At 36.3% G+C, this 19,365-nt stretch carries 12 protein-coding genes; all 12 read left to right on the plus strand.

Features of this window, described 5'->3' with window-relative positions:
* Positions 1-124: 124 nt before the first annotated feature.
* The 12 genes from Q4503_RS14485 (at position 125) to Q4503_RS14540 (ending at position 19,309) form a co-directional block, all read left to right on the plus strand.
* Positions 125-1,591, plus strand: a complete 1,467-nt coding sequence (locus Q4503_RS14485) for a Gfo/Idh/MocA family protein (protein WP_303602699.1) — start codon at positions 125-127, stop codon at positions 1,589-1,591.
* 253 nt (positions 1,592-1,844) lie between these two features.
* Positions 1,845-2,777 (plus strand): ROK family protein, encoded by a 933-nt coding sequence (locus tag Q4503_RS14490; RefSeq protein WP_303602700.1) that lies wholly within the window; start codon positions 1,845-1,847, stop codon positions 2,775-2,777.
* Between the two features lie 64 nt (positions 2,778-2,841).
* Positions 2,842-3,969 (plus strand): N-acetylglucosamine-6-phosphate deacetylase, encoded by a 1,128-nt coding sequence (nagA, locus tag Q4503_RS14495; protein ID WP_303602701.1) that lies wholly within the window; start codon positions 2,842-2,844, stop codon positions 3,967-3,969.
* Positions 3,970-4,535: 566 nt separating this feature from the next.
* Positions 4,536-5,876: a sugar MFS transporter gene (locus Q4503_RS14500; RefSeq protein WP_303602702.1), complete on the plus strand. Its 1,341-nt coding sequence runs from the start codon at positions 4,536-4,538 to the stop codon at positions 5,874-5,876.
* 42 nt (positions 5,877-5,918) lie between these two features.
* Entirely contained in the window at positions 5,919-7,019 is a 1,101-nt protein-coding gene (locus Q4503_RS14505) for an acyltransferase family protein (protein WP_303602703.1), read from the plus strand.
* A gap of 561 nt (positions 7,020-7,580) precedes the next feature.
* The gene (locus tag Q4503_RS14510; protein ID WP_215974334.1) at positions 7,581-10,325 is read left to right on the plus strand and encodes a TonB-dependent receptor; all 2,745 of its coding nucleotides are present in this window, start codon (positions 7,581-7,583) and stop codon (positions 10,323-10,325) included.
* Positions 10,326-10,481: 156 nt separating this feature from the next.
* Positions 10,482-12,023 (plus strand): tryptophan halogenase family protein, encoded by a 1,542-nt coding sequence (locus Q4503_RS14515; RefSeq protein ID WP_303602704.1) that lies wholly within the window; start codon positions 10,482-10,484, stop codon positions 12,021-12,023.
* A gap of 1 nt (position 12,024) precedes the next feature.
* On the plus strand, positions 12,025-12,771 hold the full coding sequence (locus tag Q4503_RS14520) for a SapC family protein (protein ID WP_303602705.1): 747 nt from the start codon (positions 12,025-12,027) through the stop codon (positions 12,769-12,771).
* Between the two features lie 592 nt (positions 12,772-13,363).
* Positions 13,364-13,975, plus strand: a complete 612-nt coding sequence (locus Q4503_RS14525; RefSeq protein ID WP_303602706.1) for an RNA polymerase sigma factor — start codon at positions 13,364-13,366, stop codon at positions 13,973-13,975.
* Positions 13,976-13,979: 4 nt separating this feature from the next.
* On the plus strand, positions 13,980-15,170 hold the full coding sequence (locus tag Q4503_RS14530) for a FecR domain-containing protein (protein WP_303602707.1): 1,191 nt from the start codon (positions 13,980-13,982) through the stop codon (positions 15,168-15,170).
* Positions 15,171-15,267: 97 nt separating this feature from the next.
* Positions 15,268-18,609 (plus strand): TonB-dependent receptor, encoded by a 3,342-nt coding sequence (locus Q4503_RS14535; RefSeq protein WP_303602708.1) that lies wholly within the window; start codon positions 15,268-15,270, stop codon positions 18,607-18,609.
* A 364-nt stretch (positions 18,610-18,973) separates the two neighbouring features.
* Positions 18,974-19,309, plus strand: coding sequence for a DUF3088 family protein (locus Q4503_RS14540; protein ID WP_215974328.1), 336 nt, complete (start codon positions 18,974-18,976; stop codon positions 19,307-19,309).
* The last annotated feature ends 56 nt before the right edge of the window (positions 19,310-19,365 follow it).

Raw genomic sequence — 19,365 nt, forward strand, 5'->3', positions numbered from 1 at the left:
TAGATATTTAAAGATGTGTATATTAATAAAGCTTACACTTCTTTTATTTTTATTATTGTTTTTATGTTTAATTATGGGTAAAGTGTAAGCAAATGAAATACAATAATGAAGGTTAGAACAGTTAATGAAAGATTTAAAACGTCGTGATTTTCTCAAAACTGCAGCACAATCTGTTGCTATTTTAGGCTCTACTGCAGTTATTTCTGCCTGTGCGGCAGACGCGAGTCAATTATCATCACCAAAAGCACAAGGTAAATCTGTAATAGGTTTAGTTACGCCTAAAATGGATGTTGTTCGAGTTGGTTTTATTGGTATTGGTCAACGAGGTGCTGGCCACGTTAAACATTATTGTCATTTAGATGGTGTTGAAATTAAAGCTATCTGTGATACCGATCCTATTGTCATTGGTCCTTCTGTTGATTACGTAACTCAACAAGGTTTTAAAGCACCTGATGTTTATACTGGATCTAAGTATAGCTACCGCGAACTACTTGCTCGAAATGATATTGATATTGTTATTATTTCAACACCATGGGAATGGCACACACCTATGTCTGTTGAAACGATGGAAAGCGGTAAGCATGCTTTTGTTGAAGTACCTGCAGCAACCAGTTTAGAAGAATGTTGGCAATTAGTTAATACCGCCGAGCGTACACAAAAAAACTGTATGATGATGGAAAATGTTAACTATGGCCGAGAAGAGCTGATGGTCTTGAACATGGTTCGCCAAGGTGTTTTTGGCGATTTACTCCATGGTGAAGCAGCCTATATTCACGATCTACGTTGGCAAATGAAAGAAATAGATCGCAAAACAGGAGCTTGGCGTACACTTTGGCATACAACTCATAATGGTAATTTGTACCCAACACACGGTTTAGGTCCTGTATCTCAATATATGAATATTAATCGTGGTGATAGGTTTGATTATGTTACTTCTGTTAGCTCTCCTGCACTTGGTCGTGCTGCTTATGCCCAACGAGAATTTCCAAAAGATCATGCGCGTAATAAATTAAATTTTATTGCTGGGGACATGAACACCAGCATCATAAAAACAGTAAAAGGCCGTACTATCATGGTACAGCACGATACAACAAGTCCTCGTCCTTATACACGTCATAATTTAATTCAAGGTACCAATGGTACTTTTGGTGGTTTCCCTGATCGTATTGCCTTAGAAAAGCCGCCTGAAGCTATTGCCGCTATTTATGAAAAAGAATATCAAGACAATTTAACTAAATGGAAAGCTGGAGGTAAAAAAGGCGAAGAGCCGGCTAAAGCAAGCTTCCATCATTGGGATAAAGATATGAGTAAATGGTATGAGGCATATGAGCATCCTTTATATGTTCGTATGGGAGCGGAAGCTAAACGAAATGGTGGCCATGGCGGTATGGATTTCTTAATGATGTATCGTATTGTTTATTGTTTACGTAATGGTGAGCCTTTAGATCAAGATGTGTATGACGCAGCGGCATGGTCATCTATTTTTCCACAAAGCATGGCTTCTGTTGCCGATCGTAGCAACAGTAAAGATATACCTGATTTTACTCGTGGTATGTGGAAAGTAGCTAAACCGTTAGGTATTGTCAGCTAAATTATGACCTAATAGATATTTACGTGCTTTTACTTTTTATTGAAGGTGATCTCTTCGCTCTTTAATAGAAATAAAAGCACTTTTTTTAATGTACAAAAAAAGTAAATAAAACCAAATTGAAAGCAGTGTTAATCACCTTATTGATTACTTACCTTAAGAAAAGTTACCATTTGATTCACACTTAGTAAACTCACTTAATTTAGTGGTGGAAATAGCTATTTCCTACCCATTTTCAGGAAAATAAAACGATATTATGTCAGCTATAAACAACATAGCCTATGGTTTGGATATTGGAGGGACCAAAATTGAAATTGGACTTTTCGATCATGAAATGAAAATGATTGATAGTTGGCGAGTGCCAACGCCAACTGAAAATTATCATGAATTTCTTTATACAATTACAACATTGATTAATGAAGCAGATAAACGTACAGGTCAACAAGGTAGTATTGGTATTGGGATGCCTGGTATTATCGATAAAAATAAACGGGTTAAATCAGCGAACATCCGTTGTGCAACGGGTAAGTTAATTGTAGAAGATTTAGATAATATTTTAGGACGAAATGTCGCTGTTGCTAATGATTGTCGATTATTTGCATTGTCAGAAAGTAATCAAGGAGCAGGTCGTAATTTGCCTATTGTTTATGGGGCAATTATTGGCACTGGTGCTGGAGGCGGTTTATGCATCGATGGTGAGTTGTATAAAAGTACAAATAATACTGCTGGTGAGTATGGACATTTACCGGCATCAGGTGCTTTGTTAAATAAATATAATATAAAACCACGACAATGTGGTTGTGGCTTAATTGGCTGCAGTGAAACTTATATTGCAGGCCCAGGGTTAGGTTGGTTGTATCAACATTTTGGTAGCGATAGTAATAGCACGACTCAGTTTGTCACTGATTTACGTGATAATAATCCAATAGCGATTAAAACATTTGATTGTTATATGGAGTTTTTAGGTTCAGCATTCAGCACGTTAGTTTTATCTTATGATCCAGATATGATCGTTGTTGGCGGTGGTTTGTCTAAAATCGATGAAATCATTGAGGGGCTTCCAGCTGCGATTAATAAACATTTATTTACAGGGATCGAATCTCCTATTATTTCACGCGCTGTTTTTGGCGATTCTAGTGGTGTACGTGGTGCTGCTATTTTAGGAAAAAACCATGAGTTTGAAAAATAAGCATTATGACACTTGTCGCTGTTTTATCGACCCTATTAATTAATATTTTATTGAAGGTATTGAAATGACTAATAAACGTTTACATGTAGAAAAATATTTTGATGGTGAAAATTTTATTGAAAATAAAGTCTTTACACTTTCAAAAGGAAAAATTGTAGCAATTGATAACGACATATCAAAAAGTGATGAGGTCCTGTCGGGTCTGGTGGTTCCTGGTTTCATTGACTTGCAGGTTAATGGTGGGGGAGGCGTTTTATTGAATAGCACGCCAACAGCCGCTGGCATTGAAAAAATAATGCAGGCTCATATAAAGTTTGGCACAACAGCAATGTTACCGACATTAATTACTGACAAAGTATCGGTAATGCAGCAAGCAGCAGATGCTATTGCTGAAGCTATTAATAATAATGTGATGGGAATTATCGGTATACACTTTGAAGGTCCGCATTTGTCAGTTACTAAAAAAGGTGCTCACAGTGAGGAATATATTAGAAAAATCACTGATGAAGAATGGCAAGTATTGAGCCGTAAAGACATAGGGCAAATATTAGTCACTTTAGCTCCTGAAAATGTTTCCGTTGAAGATATTAAACGTATGGTTGATATGGGAATTAAAGTTTGTCTGGGTCATACTAATGCTGACTTTGAAACTGCGCAAAAAGCCATTGATGCTGGTGCTGACGGTTTTACTCACTTATTTAATGCTATGTCTCCATTACAAGGAAGAGAGCCAGGAGTCGTGGGCTCTGCACTGCTTAATGATAAGGCCAGTTGTGGCTTAATCGTCGATGGTCATCATGTTGATTTTGCATCATGTCTATTAGCTATTAAAACGAAACCTCAAGGTAAACTATTTCTTGTTACTGATGCTATGCCCCCTCTAGGTACCGATGATAAAGAGTTTATGTTATTTGACCGGAAAGTTATTCTTGACGGAGGTAAGTTAACTTCACCAACTGGTGGGCTTGCGGGTTCAGTTTTAGATATGGCTACTGCGATAAAAAACACTCATCAAATTCTTAATATAGAGTTAGGTGAAGCAATTAATATGGCTACCGCTTACCCTGCAAATTATGTAAATCAACAATCTATCAGAGGTCGATTATTTGAAGGTTGTCAGGCTGATTTTGTTGTTTTGAGCAATTCTTTGTCAGTTGAACAAACATGGATTTCAGGCAAGCAAGTATACTAATTTAATTCGCTCATCTAGCACCAATCGGGTACTCATTAAGCTTACTAAAGCAAGAATGATTGGTGATCATGTTTAAGAAAGTAATTATTGAGCATGATGAAGCAACTTAAAAGCAATTAAGCACAACATATATAGTCCTTCTGTGCATTATTAATAGTAAGAACTGGCTTATTTTTCTAAAGATAATAAGCCAGTAACTCTGTTGGTAATTTCGAGATCAAGCCATTAAAACCGTGATGATGAGAATATTTTGTTTGAGATTTCCACCTTAATTTATCATTTATCATTTATCGTTTCGGCTATAAATTTTCTCAATAGCAATTAACAACATTTCACCATTGATTTAGTGTCCTTGTTTAACGTTCTAACGAAGTATTTAGTTACCTAGGAAGGTTTTGCATGTTTATATTATTTTTCATTTCTACGCACATACTGATGCATCTCCTTACTATTACTTTCTTATCTGTTTTTTTTGTTGTATTTTATTTCAAATGTTTTCACGGTCTTTCAAAGTGTTTTTTTTTGTGTAACAATGAAATTAATACAACTTGATAAGGTAAATCAATATGGATGCTACTAATCATTCAAATATACGACAAAGTGTTAGTGTGATACCAATGTTCATTATAGGAACGTTATTCTTTGTTTTTGGCTTTGTTACATGGTTAAACGGCTCTTTAATTCCGTTTTTAAAAATTGCTTGTGAGCTAAATCATATGGAGGCTTACTTTGTTACCATGGCTTTTTATATCGCTTACACCGTAATGGCATTACCCATGGCTTTTGTATTGAAGCGTACTGGTTATAAAAATGGCATGATGTTAGGTTTATTAGTGATGGCAATTGGTTCACTAATATTTATTCCTGCGGCTAATGAACGCATGTTTAGCATATTCTTATTCGGTTTGTTTATGTTGGGTACAGGACTAACTATTTTACAAACGGCAGCTAACCCTTACATTGTACTTTTAGGACCTGAAGAGTCGGCTGCGGTTAGAATTAGTATTATGGGTTTGCTAAATAAAGGTGCAGGGGTTGTTGCGCCGATTATTTTTACTGCCTTTATTCTAGGTAATATGGGACAGTTTGATGAAAACCAATTAGCAGCACTCAGTGATATTGAACGCAATATTCAATTAAATGAGCTTGCCCAACGATTAGCTGACCCTTATTTGATTATGGCAGCAACGCTTGTTGTCTTAGCTATTTTTATCAAACTATCACCTTTGCCTGCAATGAATTCGACAGAAAAAAAACAAGATGAAAAACAACACGATGATAATGATTCTATCTTTGCTTATCCGCAACTTATTTTAGGTGTAGTTACCTTATTTTTATATGTCGGTGTTGAAGTTATCGCTGGTGATACTATCGGTTTGTTTGGTCAAGAACTTGGTGTTGAAAATTTTGGTCAACTTACCTCATATACCATGGCATTTATGGTACTCGCTTACATTGTTGGTATGTTCAGTATTCCTCGATTTATAAAACAGGAAACAGCTCTAATGTTGTCGGCTGTATTAGGTTTGCTACTCACTTTTCTCATTATGATTACACCAAAAGATAGCGCAGTTGTTTGGTCTAGTTTAATTTTCTGGCAAGAAGTAGGCTATTTGCCTGATGTAGTTTTATATGTTGCTTTGCTCGGTTTTGCAAATGCATTAGTTTGGCCGGCAGTATGGCCAATGGCTTTAAGTGGTTTAGGTAAGCATATAGAAACAGGCTCAGCTCTATTAATTATGGGGATTTCGGGAGGAGCACTATTACCTTTGGCTTATGGTGCTTTAACTGAAGCGACGAGTAATTCCCAAAGTTCATATATGGTAATGCTGCCTTGTTATCTATTTATTTTATTTTATGCCGTGAAAGGGCATAAAGTTCGTCATTGGCATAAGCAATCTTTATAAAGTTGAGTTACTCATTGATAGTGATTGAAGTTGAGGTATGAAATGCAAACTGAAAATAAGTCAGTAGAGAGAATATTATCAATAGATATATTTCGTGGGTTAACAATGTTTTTGCTGCTTGGTGAGTTTGTTAATATATTCAATTACTTCACCCCTGAAGTTTTTGGCAATAGCCTCGTCACTGCAATTAATAGTCAATTTCACCACCATCCATGGCATGGCTTACGTTTCTGGGATCTTATTCAGCCTTACTTTATGTTTATTGTTGGTCTTTCTATGCCTTATGCGATCCAAAGCCGTATAAAGAAAGGAGATACAAGTCAGAGTATTGCAAGGCATACTCATCAGCGAGCGTTAACACTCGTTGTGATGGGGTGGGCATTGTACTGTATACCCTCGGGTGAAATTACCTTCTATTTTCAAAATGTGTTAGTACAAATTGGTGGAGCATATTCTATAGCTTATCTTGTTATAAATCGCTCGATTAGATTTCAAGTGCTTTTTTCTATAAGCCTTTTATTACTGACGGAAGCTTTATATCGCCTTTTTCCTGTTGAAGGATATAACCATGCCTTTGTGATGAATCAAAATTTTGGATCATGGCTAGATCAACTTTATGGCGGTGATTCTAATGGTGGTTGGGTGTCTTTTAATATGATACCTACTGCTGCCCATACTATTTGGGGAGTGGTCATTGGTAAGCTGTTGATGGCAGATAAACCTGCTACCAATAAGCTTATAAAGATGATTGTTATTGGAAGTGCGCTTGTAATAGTAGGGTATTTATTAGATCCAATTACGCCTATTATTAAACGAATAGCAACGTCTTCGTTCGTTATTGTAAGTGGCGGTTGGTCAATATTAACATTGGCTTTTTTATATTGGATTGTTGATATTAAAAAGTTTAACAAGCGATGGCCGTTGTTCTTTGGCGTTGTGAGTATGAATTCTATTTTTATTTATCTTTTTGCACATGTAGGTGGGGCTGATCTTATTGAGACTATACTGCATCCATTTACTTATGCATTATTTTCTTGGACAGGTCAGTTTACTACCAAGGTGCTTACGAGTGCATTAGTATGGGCTGTACTTTGGTGGATCTGTTACTGGATGTATATCAAAAGGTTATTTATCAAAATTTAAATACGGCTAAAAATAGAGTAGCAACGAGTTGTTAGTTTTATAAAGAGTGGTGAATATTAGCCGTCGATACTTCATGAAAATCCACTTTCGTAACTGCTGTTCGTGTTGTAAGGGTAACTAATTGCGTAAATCATGTTTTAATTTTTATTGTAAGGCAGAATAAGTTGTACCAAGTTCATGCGTCTATAGCAGAGCTGTATTTTCTGAACATAAAATGTATAACTGGAGTAGGGGTCTTATTACTGGCTTTGCTATTGATTTATTATTCTAAATTAATGGCAAAGCCATATCATTTCGTTAATTCAATTACCGCAAGTTTTCTGCTTCATTACTTAATCTATATCACATAATAATAGTCACTGACTTATTATTACGAATATTTATCTTTGGTTGCTTTCATTACCTTTCTTATTGTGCATATTCATGCTTGACAGTGGTTTCATTTTACTTCAGTATTGTTTTTGTAAGCTTTGATGTTGATTTCGTTTTGCTTCGGTGTTAGGGCGGAATTAACATTAAGTGAACTATAAAAAAAACATAATAGTAGGGAAGGTACACGTCATGAAAAATAAAAAAGAAAATCAATTTACTAAAACAACGCTGTCTATAGCTGTCGCAGCAATACTTGCGACAGCTAATGTTAGTGCACAAGAAACTGCAGATGAAGAATCTGAAGTTATTGTTGTTACCGGTGTAAGAAGTAGTTTAGCTGAATCACTGGCTAATAAAAAAGATGCAAATTCACTTGTTGATTCAATTGCTGCGGAAGAATTAGGTCGTTTTCCTGATGATAACGTAGCTGATTCTTTATCGCATATTCCAGGTATTACGGTTAGTAGAACAAGAGGTGGGGAAGCTCAATATGTTAATATTCGAGGTTTAGGCCCTGAGTTTACTATCGTTACTTTAAATAACCGTATTCTGGCAACAGATGATGGAGGCAGAAACTTTGCTTTTGATGTTATCCCATCTGAAATGATAAGTGGTGCCGATGTATGGAAGACAGTTCAAGGTAAGAACCTTGAAGGTAGTATTGGTGGCGCTGTTAACCTTAAGTCAGCACGACCGTTTACTAACCCAGGCATGCATGGTGCGGTATCTATTACTGGAGATTATAACGATTTTTCAGAAGAGATTGGTAAAAAATTTAATGGCGTGTTCAGTAATACCAACGATGATGAAACCTTTGGCTTTATTGTTGGCTTCAGTTCGTCTTCAGGCACAGAAAGATCTGATGATATGTTTGATAATTATATTTTCGGTGTTAACGATGGTATTGAATACGATGTTAATGAAGATGGTGTTATTACAGAAAATGAACAAAATTTGGTTATGCCAGGCTCCTATGGCATAGGTGCATATGAAACTGACTTTAAACGTAATGGTATTACTTCTACTCTACAATGGCGACCAACCGATCGTTTATCGTTAACAGCTGATATTTTAATTACAAAGTTAGAAGCTGATAAAACGGGTTTTGCTCAATCATTTTATATGGTTGATGAGAGTGAAGCACAAGATCGCTTATCTAATATCACATTAGATGGCAATGTAGTAACAGGGATGGATATTGCTGATGTAACCATGGAAGTCGTTACATTAGATGAGCATCGTACCGTAGATACTAGTATGTATGCGTTAAATGCAGAATACCTGTTAACAGATGAATTGACGATAAAAGCCGATGTATATCGTTCAAACTCCTCTCGTGATTCAGGTGGTAAAAATACATTCGTGGTAGCGGGTTCACCAGGGGCTCATTCAGGACGATATCAATTAAATGAAGGAGGACTACCTGATTATATTCCAAATTGGACAGAAGGTCGTACTTCTGATGATTTTGGTAATGACGACTTTTCTCCACATTGGGCTGCTCGTGACGGTAGTGACATTGAAGATACCGTAACTGGTTATACTATGGATGCTGAATGGGAACTCGATGGTGAGTACCTGACTAGTGTTGATTTTGGTGCAGCTTACACCAGCAGAAATAAAACTAACACAGCATATAATAACTATGAAACAGGTGCTTGTAACTATTGTGGTTATCCTTTCACATTTGGTGAGGTAGGGGCTGATGTAGTACGAGATTTTCCTTTTGATAATTTTTTTGAAGGTGACAGTGCTGATATACCACGCTCTTTCCCTATTTTTAGTATCCCTGATTATGCTGCTGGTTTAGCTGCATCTGACGGTCAAACGATTACTGATTATGCTGGTAACACACGAACCTTTGGTGAGAATGAATCTGCATTATGGGAGCCAGTAATTAATCCTGTAAATTCATATGATATTGAAGAAAACACAACCGCAGCTTACTTCCAAGCTAACTTTGAAGGCGAAGGTTGGTTTGGTAATGTTGGTGTTAGGTATATAAGTACTGATGTATCAGCGGGTTATTCATATAACGAAATATTATCTATTCAAATCGTAGATCCAAATGCAGCTAACCCTTCATGGGATGTTGAGTATTCAGATAGTGCAGCTCAATTAGCTAAAGGTGATTATAGTAAATTATTGCCAGCTGCCAACTTTGGTATCTACCTTCAAGAAGACTTACTGTTGAGGCTTGGTGCTGGGCAATCATTGTCTCGTCCAACACTGGATCAAATGGCTCCACTTACTACTGATAATGCGCAATCAGGTCTATTTACAATGGACATAAGTGGTAATGCTAATATAGAACCTGTTTTTGCTGATCAGTTTGATATCGCGATCGAGTGGTACTTTGCCGAAAATAGTTTATTGAGTGCATCAGCATTTAGAAAAGATTTAGATGGTTTTATTACATCAAATACGACCAATGTCACAATCGCAGGTGAATCTTTTACTGTTACACAGCCAATTAATGGTGATTCAGCAGAAGTGGAAGGGATTGAGATAGCAATACAAAAATTCTTCGAGAATGGTTTTGGTGTTACCGCAAGTTATGCGTACACTGATTCGAGTACTATTGTTAACGGTGAAAAAGCGGGTCCATTAACGGGTGTTGCTGATACGTCTTATTCATTATCATTAATTTATGAAAAAGACAAAATTAGTACACAAATTGCACTAGATTATACGGGTGATTATGTTGTTGACCCTTATAGTCCATTAGGTGATGATTATCAAACGACTGGAGAAGCCGTTTCTATGGTAACTGCATCGTTTAATTATAACCTAAGTGACAATGCTCAATTGTTCCTTGAAGGTAATAACCTGTTAAATGAGCAAAATCGCACTTTCCAAGGTCGTAGTGATTTACCAGGTTCAATTCAAATTTATGGCCGTACCATTAAATTTGGCGCTCGTTATACGTTTTAGTGGGCATAGCTTCAAAGCGAGATGTGCGCTTTGAAGCTAACCAACCTCAACTCAATTTTCAAGAATAAACTTATTAAAGCTTACATTAGTTGAACTGAGTTTAAATAAATTGAGTTGAGGTTAACTATTAATAGCGAAGTAAGTGGGGAACAACAAATGCCAAAAGCTATTAAAGATATAGTGATTCTTGGTGGCGGTGCCGCGGGGTGGATAAGTGCAGGGGTATTAGCAAATAAACTTAGTCCATCATCGACAAGTAACACTATAACGCTTATTGAATCAAAAGCGGTTGGCACCATAGGCGTAGGTGAAGGCACATGGCCAACTATGCGGGCAACCTTGAAGAAAATAGGGATAAGTGAAAACGATCTTATTACCCAATGTGATGCTACATTTAAGCAAGCTAGCAAATTTGTTTCTTGGACAAATAATTCAAACCAAGATTTCTATTACCACCCATTTAACACACCAAAAGCTTACCCCCACATTAATTTAGCTCCTTACTGGCAGTCAGAAAAGTGGAGTGAAAAATCATTTTCATCTACTGTAAGCTGTCAAGAGGCTGTATGTGAGCATGGACTCGCGCCAAAAACATTAAATACAGCCGAATACAAAGATATAGCCAATTATGGTTATCACCTCGATGCAAAAAAATTCTGTGCTTTGCTAAAAAAACACTGTACTGAAAATTTGAACGTTCGGTATATTCAAGATGATATGAAAGACGTTATTAAAGATAATACGGGTAATATTCAAAGTTTACTGTGTTATGAGTCAGGTGAAATTAAAGGTGATTTTTTTGTTGATTGTAGTGGTTTCAATAGCCTTTTACTGGGTAAAGCTATGGATGTTGATTTTGTAGATAAAAGTAATCAAATATTTTGTGATAGTGCCTTAGTGTTACAAAAACCTTATTCTGATCCAGATAGTCCTATTCCTTGTTATACGCAATCTACTGCTCAAGAAAGTGGTTGGATTTGGGATATCGGTTTATCTAATAGACGTGGTATTGGTTATGTATTTTCTAGCCACCATACAACGGACTCTATAGCAGAAAAAACGTTAAACCATTATTTAGGTGAGCAGTCTGAAAAATTAACACCAAGAAAAATTACGTTTAAAACCGGACACAGAGAAATTTTTTGGAAAAAAAATTGTGTTGCCATAGGTCTAGCTGCGGGCTTTATTGAGCCATTAGAAGCTTCAGCATTAATGTTTATTGAAACATCGGCAGCAATGTTAGCGGATCAATTTCCTGCAAATAATAATGCAATAAAAAATACGGCTCAACGTTTTAACAACGCATTTATTGAACGCTGGAACGGCGTGATCGACTTTATAAAATTACATTATGTATTAAGCAAAAGGGATGAACCTTTTTGGGTTGATAATCGTGCTCCGAACTCTATGTCAACATCACTTAAAAATCGCCTTGAAGCGTGGCAATATGAAGCCCCGTCTGACTATGATTTTCCAAGTCAATTTGACGTTTTTCGTGCAGCGAGTTATCAATATGTACTATATGGCATGGGCTTTCAAACTGATTTTACGAATAGTGGTCATTTGTATAATGAGACAAGTAGAGCAGATAAAGTGATAGCAATGAAAATGAAAGAACAATACAATTTATGTGCTAATTTACCTCAACATCGCGCATTGATTAACCGCATTAAGCAATATGGATTCTCAAGGATTTAAGATGAACACATCTATCGAAAAGTTAACTATTGAAGTACATGGTGATTTAAAAAAAATAAAAAACCATCACTTCCCTCATGTTCAATCTGAACAATTAGTACCGATTAATATGCATGAATTCCCTGCTGCAAGTAGTTGTTTTCCATTATTCTTTATAAAAAATAAAAATAATGGTCAATTGTTTTCTATTGCATTGTTTGGTTTGATACAAAATGAAAATTTGTATTATTCCCCCCAAGAGTGGCAAGCTTCTTATGTTCCTTTAGCGATGAGAACTTGGCCTTTTTCATTAGTTGTTACTGATCCAGAGAAAAAAAAGTGGCATGTAGCAGCAGATACAACAAGTGATTACTTAAGTGAAACCGAAGGCGATGCATTATTCACATTAGGTAAACCGAGCGAACTATTTAATACCATCACGAAAGAATTAGTGAGCAATTCACAACAAAAAGCAGCAACGGTGAGTTTTATTGACTTTCTTACGCAGCAAAACTTAATTAAAGCGATAAAATTTGAGTTTGCCTTTGCTACAGGTGAAAAACATCAGGCTGGAGGTATATATGCGATTAATGAAGATGTATTGAATAACCTTCAACCTGAACAAGTACAAGAGCTGTATAAAAGAGATTACTTTAAAGCTATTTATTGTATGTTAAGTTCGCAGCATAATTTATATGATTTAATTAAACGTTCACAGGCTAAAAACAGTGATAAATCCGTTGTGAGCTTAAATATTATTAGTGATTAATCGATATAACTCTTCTCATTCACGATAATAAGTTAGGCTATTTTTTATCGTGAATATATACTTACTACCATAGTTAATACTCTGCACATATAAAAACACCTCTTCTTTTAAATTAATTACTTCGTAAATGATTTAAATCAGGTAGATAAGTTATTATTCTACTTGTTTTTACTCACAATTTAACTTGTATTATTCTTTTAAGATGTTTTATAAACGAGTATCTTAGATAAATTAGACACATCCGGAAGACTGAATACTTCTTACTATTATATTAAAGTATAACCAAAACAATAGTTTTGAAATGTATCAAAATTATCGAACGTATAACCTTTTTACATCAATACTCGTATCTTTAATGAACTGTGTTTTAAAACGGGTATTAATTTGGTTGTTATAAGGATTAATAATTGATGAAAAGAATAAAGCCTATAGCTAGGGGGTAATAGAAAATAAAGTAAACTCGATTTTTATGCTTTTTTATCTATGTGTATCTGTAATAAATATAATTTACTGAAAATTATGTCTAAGTTTTGAACTTTTAATTACGAGGTTTTATCAATTCAGCAATTAGTTGCGGAACAGGTGTTTTATAATGACAAAAATTAAACGAGATTCTTCTGTAAAAAATGAATATCGGGCGCAGAGCTCGAAAAATACAGGAGTCTCTAGTACTTTTATCGAGAATATAGATTTTTTAAAGAATTTCTTAAAACGGTTTTTATCCAAAGATGAAGACATTGAAGATGTTACTCAAGAGGCTTATTTAAAAGCCGTTAACATTGAAAATAAAAGTAATATTAATAATCCTAAAGCTTATTTATTCAGAGTCGCTAAAAATGTAGCACTTAATGAACTAAATCGAAAATCTAGGCAGATGACAGTTTACATTGAAGATAGACTTGCCTCGATTCCTGTCGATGGTAAAGATACGCTTGAAGATGAGCTAGAAGCTCAGCAATCAGTGATGTTATATTATAAAGCTGCTAATGCATTACCAAGTAAATGTCGCCGGGTATTTTTATTACGTAAGGTTAATGGTATGAGTCATAAAGAAATAGCTGAACATCTTGGCATCACTATCAGTGCCGTTGAAAAACACTTACGTAATGGCACAAGGAGCTGCCGAGATTATATTCGTCAGGCTAATCAGCCTGATAATCAAACGGAACAAAGCTCAGTAAAGAAAGGGTCGCAAGCTAGGTGATATGATGAAAAATATTATAGAATTTCCCGATCGCGAAGTTATCGATGAAGAAGCATTAGTTTGGCTCGTTAGGTTAGACAGTGATAAACCTTTATGTGAACAAGAAGAGCTGGCACTAGAAGAATGGTTAGCACGAAGCCCTGCACATCGAAAAGCGCTTAAAAGTTTGAATGCTTTTTGGACGCATTCTAATGTTTTAAGCAAGCTGGCTAAACCTAAAAGTATTACACAACTTTGTAAAAATCGCCTGTTATCTTATATTGAACACTCTATTCGTTATAAAGCTCAGATTATGGCTATGATAGTCGTATTGAGTGTTGTCTTTAGTTATTGGTTTAGTTATCAAAATATTACCAACAGTAATGGGTTATATTCGACTGCTGTGGGCCAACAAGAAATGATTATGCTTGCAGATGGCTCGCGAATACAATTAAACACCAATAGTCAAATTCAAGTCAATTATAGTGATGAATTTCGTGATATTCGTTTGTTGCAAGGCGAAGTCCACTTTGAAGTAGCTAAAGATAAACAAAAGCCTTTTAGAGTGTATGCTGGTAATGGGCGTGTACAAGCAGTAGGTACAGCTTTTAATGTCTATATTAATAAAGGCGATGTTGATGTACTTGTTACTGAAGGAAGTGTCGAACTTGCCTCTATTCTACCTATCTCACTAAACCTTTCGCAAAGCAATAAGCACAATGATTTAAGCTATGATGACTTAAACCAAGCGCCTCCAACCATTGGTAGACCAGCAAAGAGAATGTCTGACAGTAATAGAGATAATGCTAGTGCTGTTAATGGCTTAGGGGTAGTAACAGCAGGAGAGGGGGTTACGATGAAAAAAGTTGATACAGTATCCTCTAGCGATGTTAGTGATTTATCAAATAAAAAGCCGTTAATTAAATTAGTACCCATTGGCGAAAATGATAAGAAAAGAAAGCAACTTGCATGGCGCAAAGGTTTATTAATATTTTCTGGGGAGTCACTTGAAGAAGTTATAGAAGAAATTAGCCGTTACATTCCAGTCTCAATTGAAATAGTTAACCCTGAATTACGTCACATACAAATTGGAGGGCAGATAAAAGTGGGGGATACTGATTCAATGTTCAAAGCTTTGGAAGCTAATTTTGGGTTGAAAATAAAGCACTTAAATTATAACCATGTACAGGTTGTTAGCGCTCCTGAGGAGTTTTAATGAAAGTATTTGCTTTATTTATCTTAATAAAAAAAATAAATAAAATAAAAAGTCCGGTTTTGTCACATTATTTTGTCTTCATTAATTGGAGGCTACTGTGCTAGTTAGCGTTAAAGTGGTCGTATTGAGCTTTGTAAGGAACTTGATAAGTATTGTCGCTATTTGTTGCTCAACTACTGTGATTGGTGCTAATTCAAGTGAGCAAGTTTTTAGTATCAATGTGCCAGCAATGAATGCTGCTGATGCGCTGAACGAGTTAGTGTTTCAAACAGGTACTGTCTTGTTATTTCCCTACAAAGAAACAAAAGCGGTACAGGCGAATGCTGTGGTTGGCAATTACCTGTTAGAGCAAGCAATTACGATCCTTCTAAAAGACTCTGGCTTAGCGAGTAGCTATACCAAAAATGGTGCTATTAAAATTTATGTTCCTGTTAATAGCCATCAAAAAAATAATAATGAGGAAAAAGAAGACATGAAAAATAAAAAAAACATTGCTGTTCGTAATGGTGTGTTGAGTGCATTAGTTGCTGCTGTTAGCGTTAATGCCGGAGCACAAAGTGTTCCAGAAGATGATAGTCAGGTATCTCAAGCTACTGCGGTAGAAAAAATTGTTATTACTGGCTCTAGAATTAAAAATACAAACCTAACATCAAGCAGCCCTGTGACGGTTGTTGGTAGTGAAGAAGTACAAATTCGTGGTATTACTCGAGCCGAAGATTTAATTAATACCCTTCCTCAAGCGTTATCAGCACAAAGCTCTTCATCGGGAATAGGCACGGGGACAGCAACGGTAAACCTACGTGGGTTAGGTGCTGATCGAACATTAGTGTTAGTAGATGGAAAACGTCTGCCTTTTGGCTCTCCTACCTCTGTTGCCGCAGATCTTAATCAAATACCTTCACAACTTATAGAGCGTGTAGAAGTATTAACAGGCGGAGCTTCAGCCGTTTATGGTGCCGATGCTATTGCTGGCGTTGTTAACTTTGTTATGAAGCGGGACTTTGAAGGGGTTGAAATTAACACTCAAGCGAGTACTTATTATGCTGAAAATGATAATAGTGCAATGGGGCAGTTATTAGAAAGCTACGATGAGCCTAATCCAGGCTCAAAGTTTGATGGGGCAAGTGTCGACTTTAATATCATTGCAGGTGGTGATTTAAATAATGGTAAAGGTAATATTACTGCCTATGCGGGTTACTCACGAGACAGAGAAGTGCGTTGGGAAGATAGAGATATTTCTTCGTGTCCATTAGGACTAACTAATAGCGGCACTGAATTTAGTTGTGCAGGTTCAGGAACTCAGCCAGAGAATACTGTATTTAGCAGAATTGGTGAAGGTGCTTTTAACCTCGCTGTTGATCAAGAAACGGGTTTACTACGAAATTACTCTGGTGAAACTGATGCCTACAATTATGTTGGTGGAAATTATTTACAACGCCCACGCGAACGTCAAACCTTTGGTACTTTTGTACGTTACGACATTTCATCGGAAGCTGAATGGTTTATGGATTATTCCTTCACACGAAATAATACGACAGCTCAAATTGCGCCAGGGGGCTTATCATTAGGCAGAACGACGAGTATAAATTGTGATAATCCATTACTAAGTGATGATCAAAACGCTGTTTTTTGTGATTCAAGTGTTACCTATACCGATGCGGATGGTGTGTTAAGAGCACCGCTTACTATTGGACGACGTAATATTGAAGGTGGCGCTCGTGCTACAGAGTCAACCTTGATTACAAACCGTATGATTACAGGTGTAAGAGGCGTTGTATTTGAAGATTTTGATTATGAAATTTTTGGTCAATACTCAAATGTTGATTATACGGAAATACTGGTCAATGATGTATTGTCAGAGAAAGCAGCATTAGCTATTGATGTTGTTACCGACCCTGCAACAGGCGAGCCTGTTTGTCGTTCAGCGTTGTCGGGTGAAGAGCCTGACTGTCTACCTTGGAATATATTCCAGCCCGGTGCAATTGATCCTGCAGCTACTGATTTTTTAACAGCACCAAGCATACGTACTGGCTCAACGACACAGCAAGTACTTGGCGCTAGTATTTCTGGTGATTTAGAGCGTTTTGGTTTGATGAGCCCAGCAGCTGATAGTGCAATGCAAATAGTCTTCGGTTTCGAATACCGTAAAGACTCGCTTGAACTAACACCAGACACAAGCAGTAGCACAACAGTTGTTAGAGAGCCTGTGGAGGGTGATGTTTCGGTAACCGAATTTTTTACTGAATTTCAAATTCCATTAGTTGAGGGAAAAAAAGGGTTTAAGGAATTAGTATTAAATGGGGCATACCGTTACTCTGATTACGATACCACAGGTTCACAGGATACTTATTCTTCAGGCTTAACCTGGGTACCTACATCAGATGTACTTATTCGTGCACAGTACCAACGTGCTACGCGTTCACCTAACCCAGTAGAATTGTTCAGCTCACAAGCGAATGGTCGATTTTCTATGTCTGCAGGTACGAATGGCTTAACTGACCCTTGTGCCGGTGACTTTGATCCTGCAACATCAACGCCAGAGCCAGCTAGAGAACTTGCGGAATGTATGCTAACGGGTGTTACAGCAGATACTTATGGACAAATATTAAATAGCTCTACTGGTGAATATTCAACTTTAACAGGGGGGAATGTAAACCTTCAACCTGAAAAGTCTGATACGGTTACGGTAGGTATTGTTATTACACCTGAAGCGATTCCTGACTTAAGTATTACCGTTGACTATTTTGATATTACAGTAGAAGGTTTTGTTGGTACTGTTCCTCCTGAGCTTGCTTTGACGAAATGCTTGGATAGTGGAGACTCATTCTTTTGTGGTTTAATAAATCGTGATGAAGCAGGTACTCTTTGGCTAACTGACGATGAAAGTTATATTCAAGCAACCAACATCAATACAGGTAGCCTTTCTACTAAAGGTATTGATTTAGGAGCAGAATACTCAATCGATATCGGTTCATATGGTTCATTAAAACTAAATTACCTTGCCACGTTGCTTAATGAATTCGAAGAAGAGTCTTTACCTGGTGAAGATGCATTCGATTGCGCAGGTTATTATGGCGGCTCTTGTGGAACACCAAGACCAGAATATAGACACTGGGCGTCTATTGGTTGGAACCAAAATGCGTTAGCGATGACGCTAACATGGCGTCATATAGGAACTGTTAAACAATATGGTAGTAATACTAGTCCTATTATTGATGAGTTAGAGGCAACAAGTTACGTTGATTTATCTGCAAACTATAGAATTAACGATAACATTGAATTAAGGTTTGGTATAAATAATATTCTTGATCAAGATCCACCATTAACTTCTATTGCAGGTTTTGGCGGTTCAGAAACATCTGGTCGAGGAAATACATATCCACAAATCTACGATGCACAAGGTAGATATATCTTTACTGGTCTTAAAGCTAGTTTCTAAAATGAGTGAATACGCTGGTTTTTATCAAACCAGCGTATTATTAACTAACACCTAAAATTAATTTACTACCGTTATTGATGATGTTTATTCAAACTCATTTCAACTATCAAATAAATACATATAAAACAATGTTTTGGGTGAAGTCCGTTAGCGATATTGTATTAGAGATAATGACTCCGGTATAGTTTCTATGCCATCGTCATTCAAAGTGTTATATTACTTGGATATGTGTTGAATCATAGAAGGATTAAAAAACTAACTCGCTAAGTATTTAGCATTGATTTAGTTGTTTTAATTATTCTTTGTTAAAAACGTAATCTTTTGAATTTTAAAATAATAATTATATAAAATTGGGATGAATATCATGAAAAAACCACAACTATTTTTACTAAAGCCAGGCTATGGTAAAGCCGCGGATCAATTTTGTCCTGACTGCGCCTTGGTCATGGGATACTTTGATTATCAACCACAAATGCGTGAACATGTTGATATTAAATTAATTGATTTTGATAGACCACGTCATGACTTGGTTAAACTACTTGGTGAAGACCTACAGAATAGTCCCGCACTGATATTTCCTGAAGGTGAGCAACCGAAAAATATTAACTTATCAGAAAAAACTAACAGAGCTTATATTAATGACGGACGTGCTATTTGTCAGTGGCTTGGAAAAACGTATGGCGGATTAGTACCGTCATAGAAAAGTTATTTTAAATAAGGTCTATGAATGCATGGATGTTATAAATAAATCACCAT

The organism is Colwellia sp. 6_MG-2023, from assembly GCF_030547765.1.
Lineage (GTDB): Bacteria > Pseudomonadota > Gammaproteobacteria > Enterobacterales > Alteromonadaceae > Colwellia.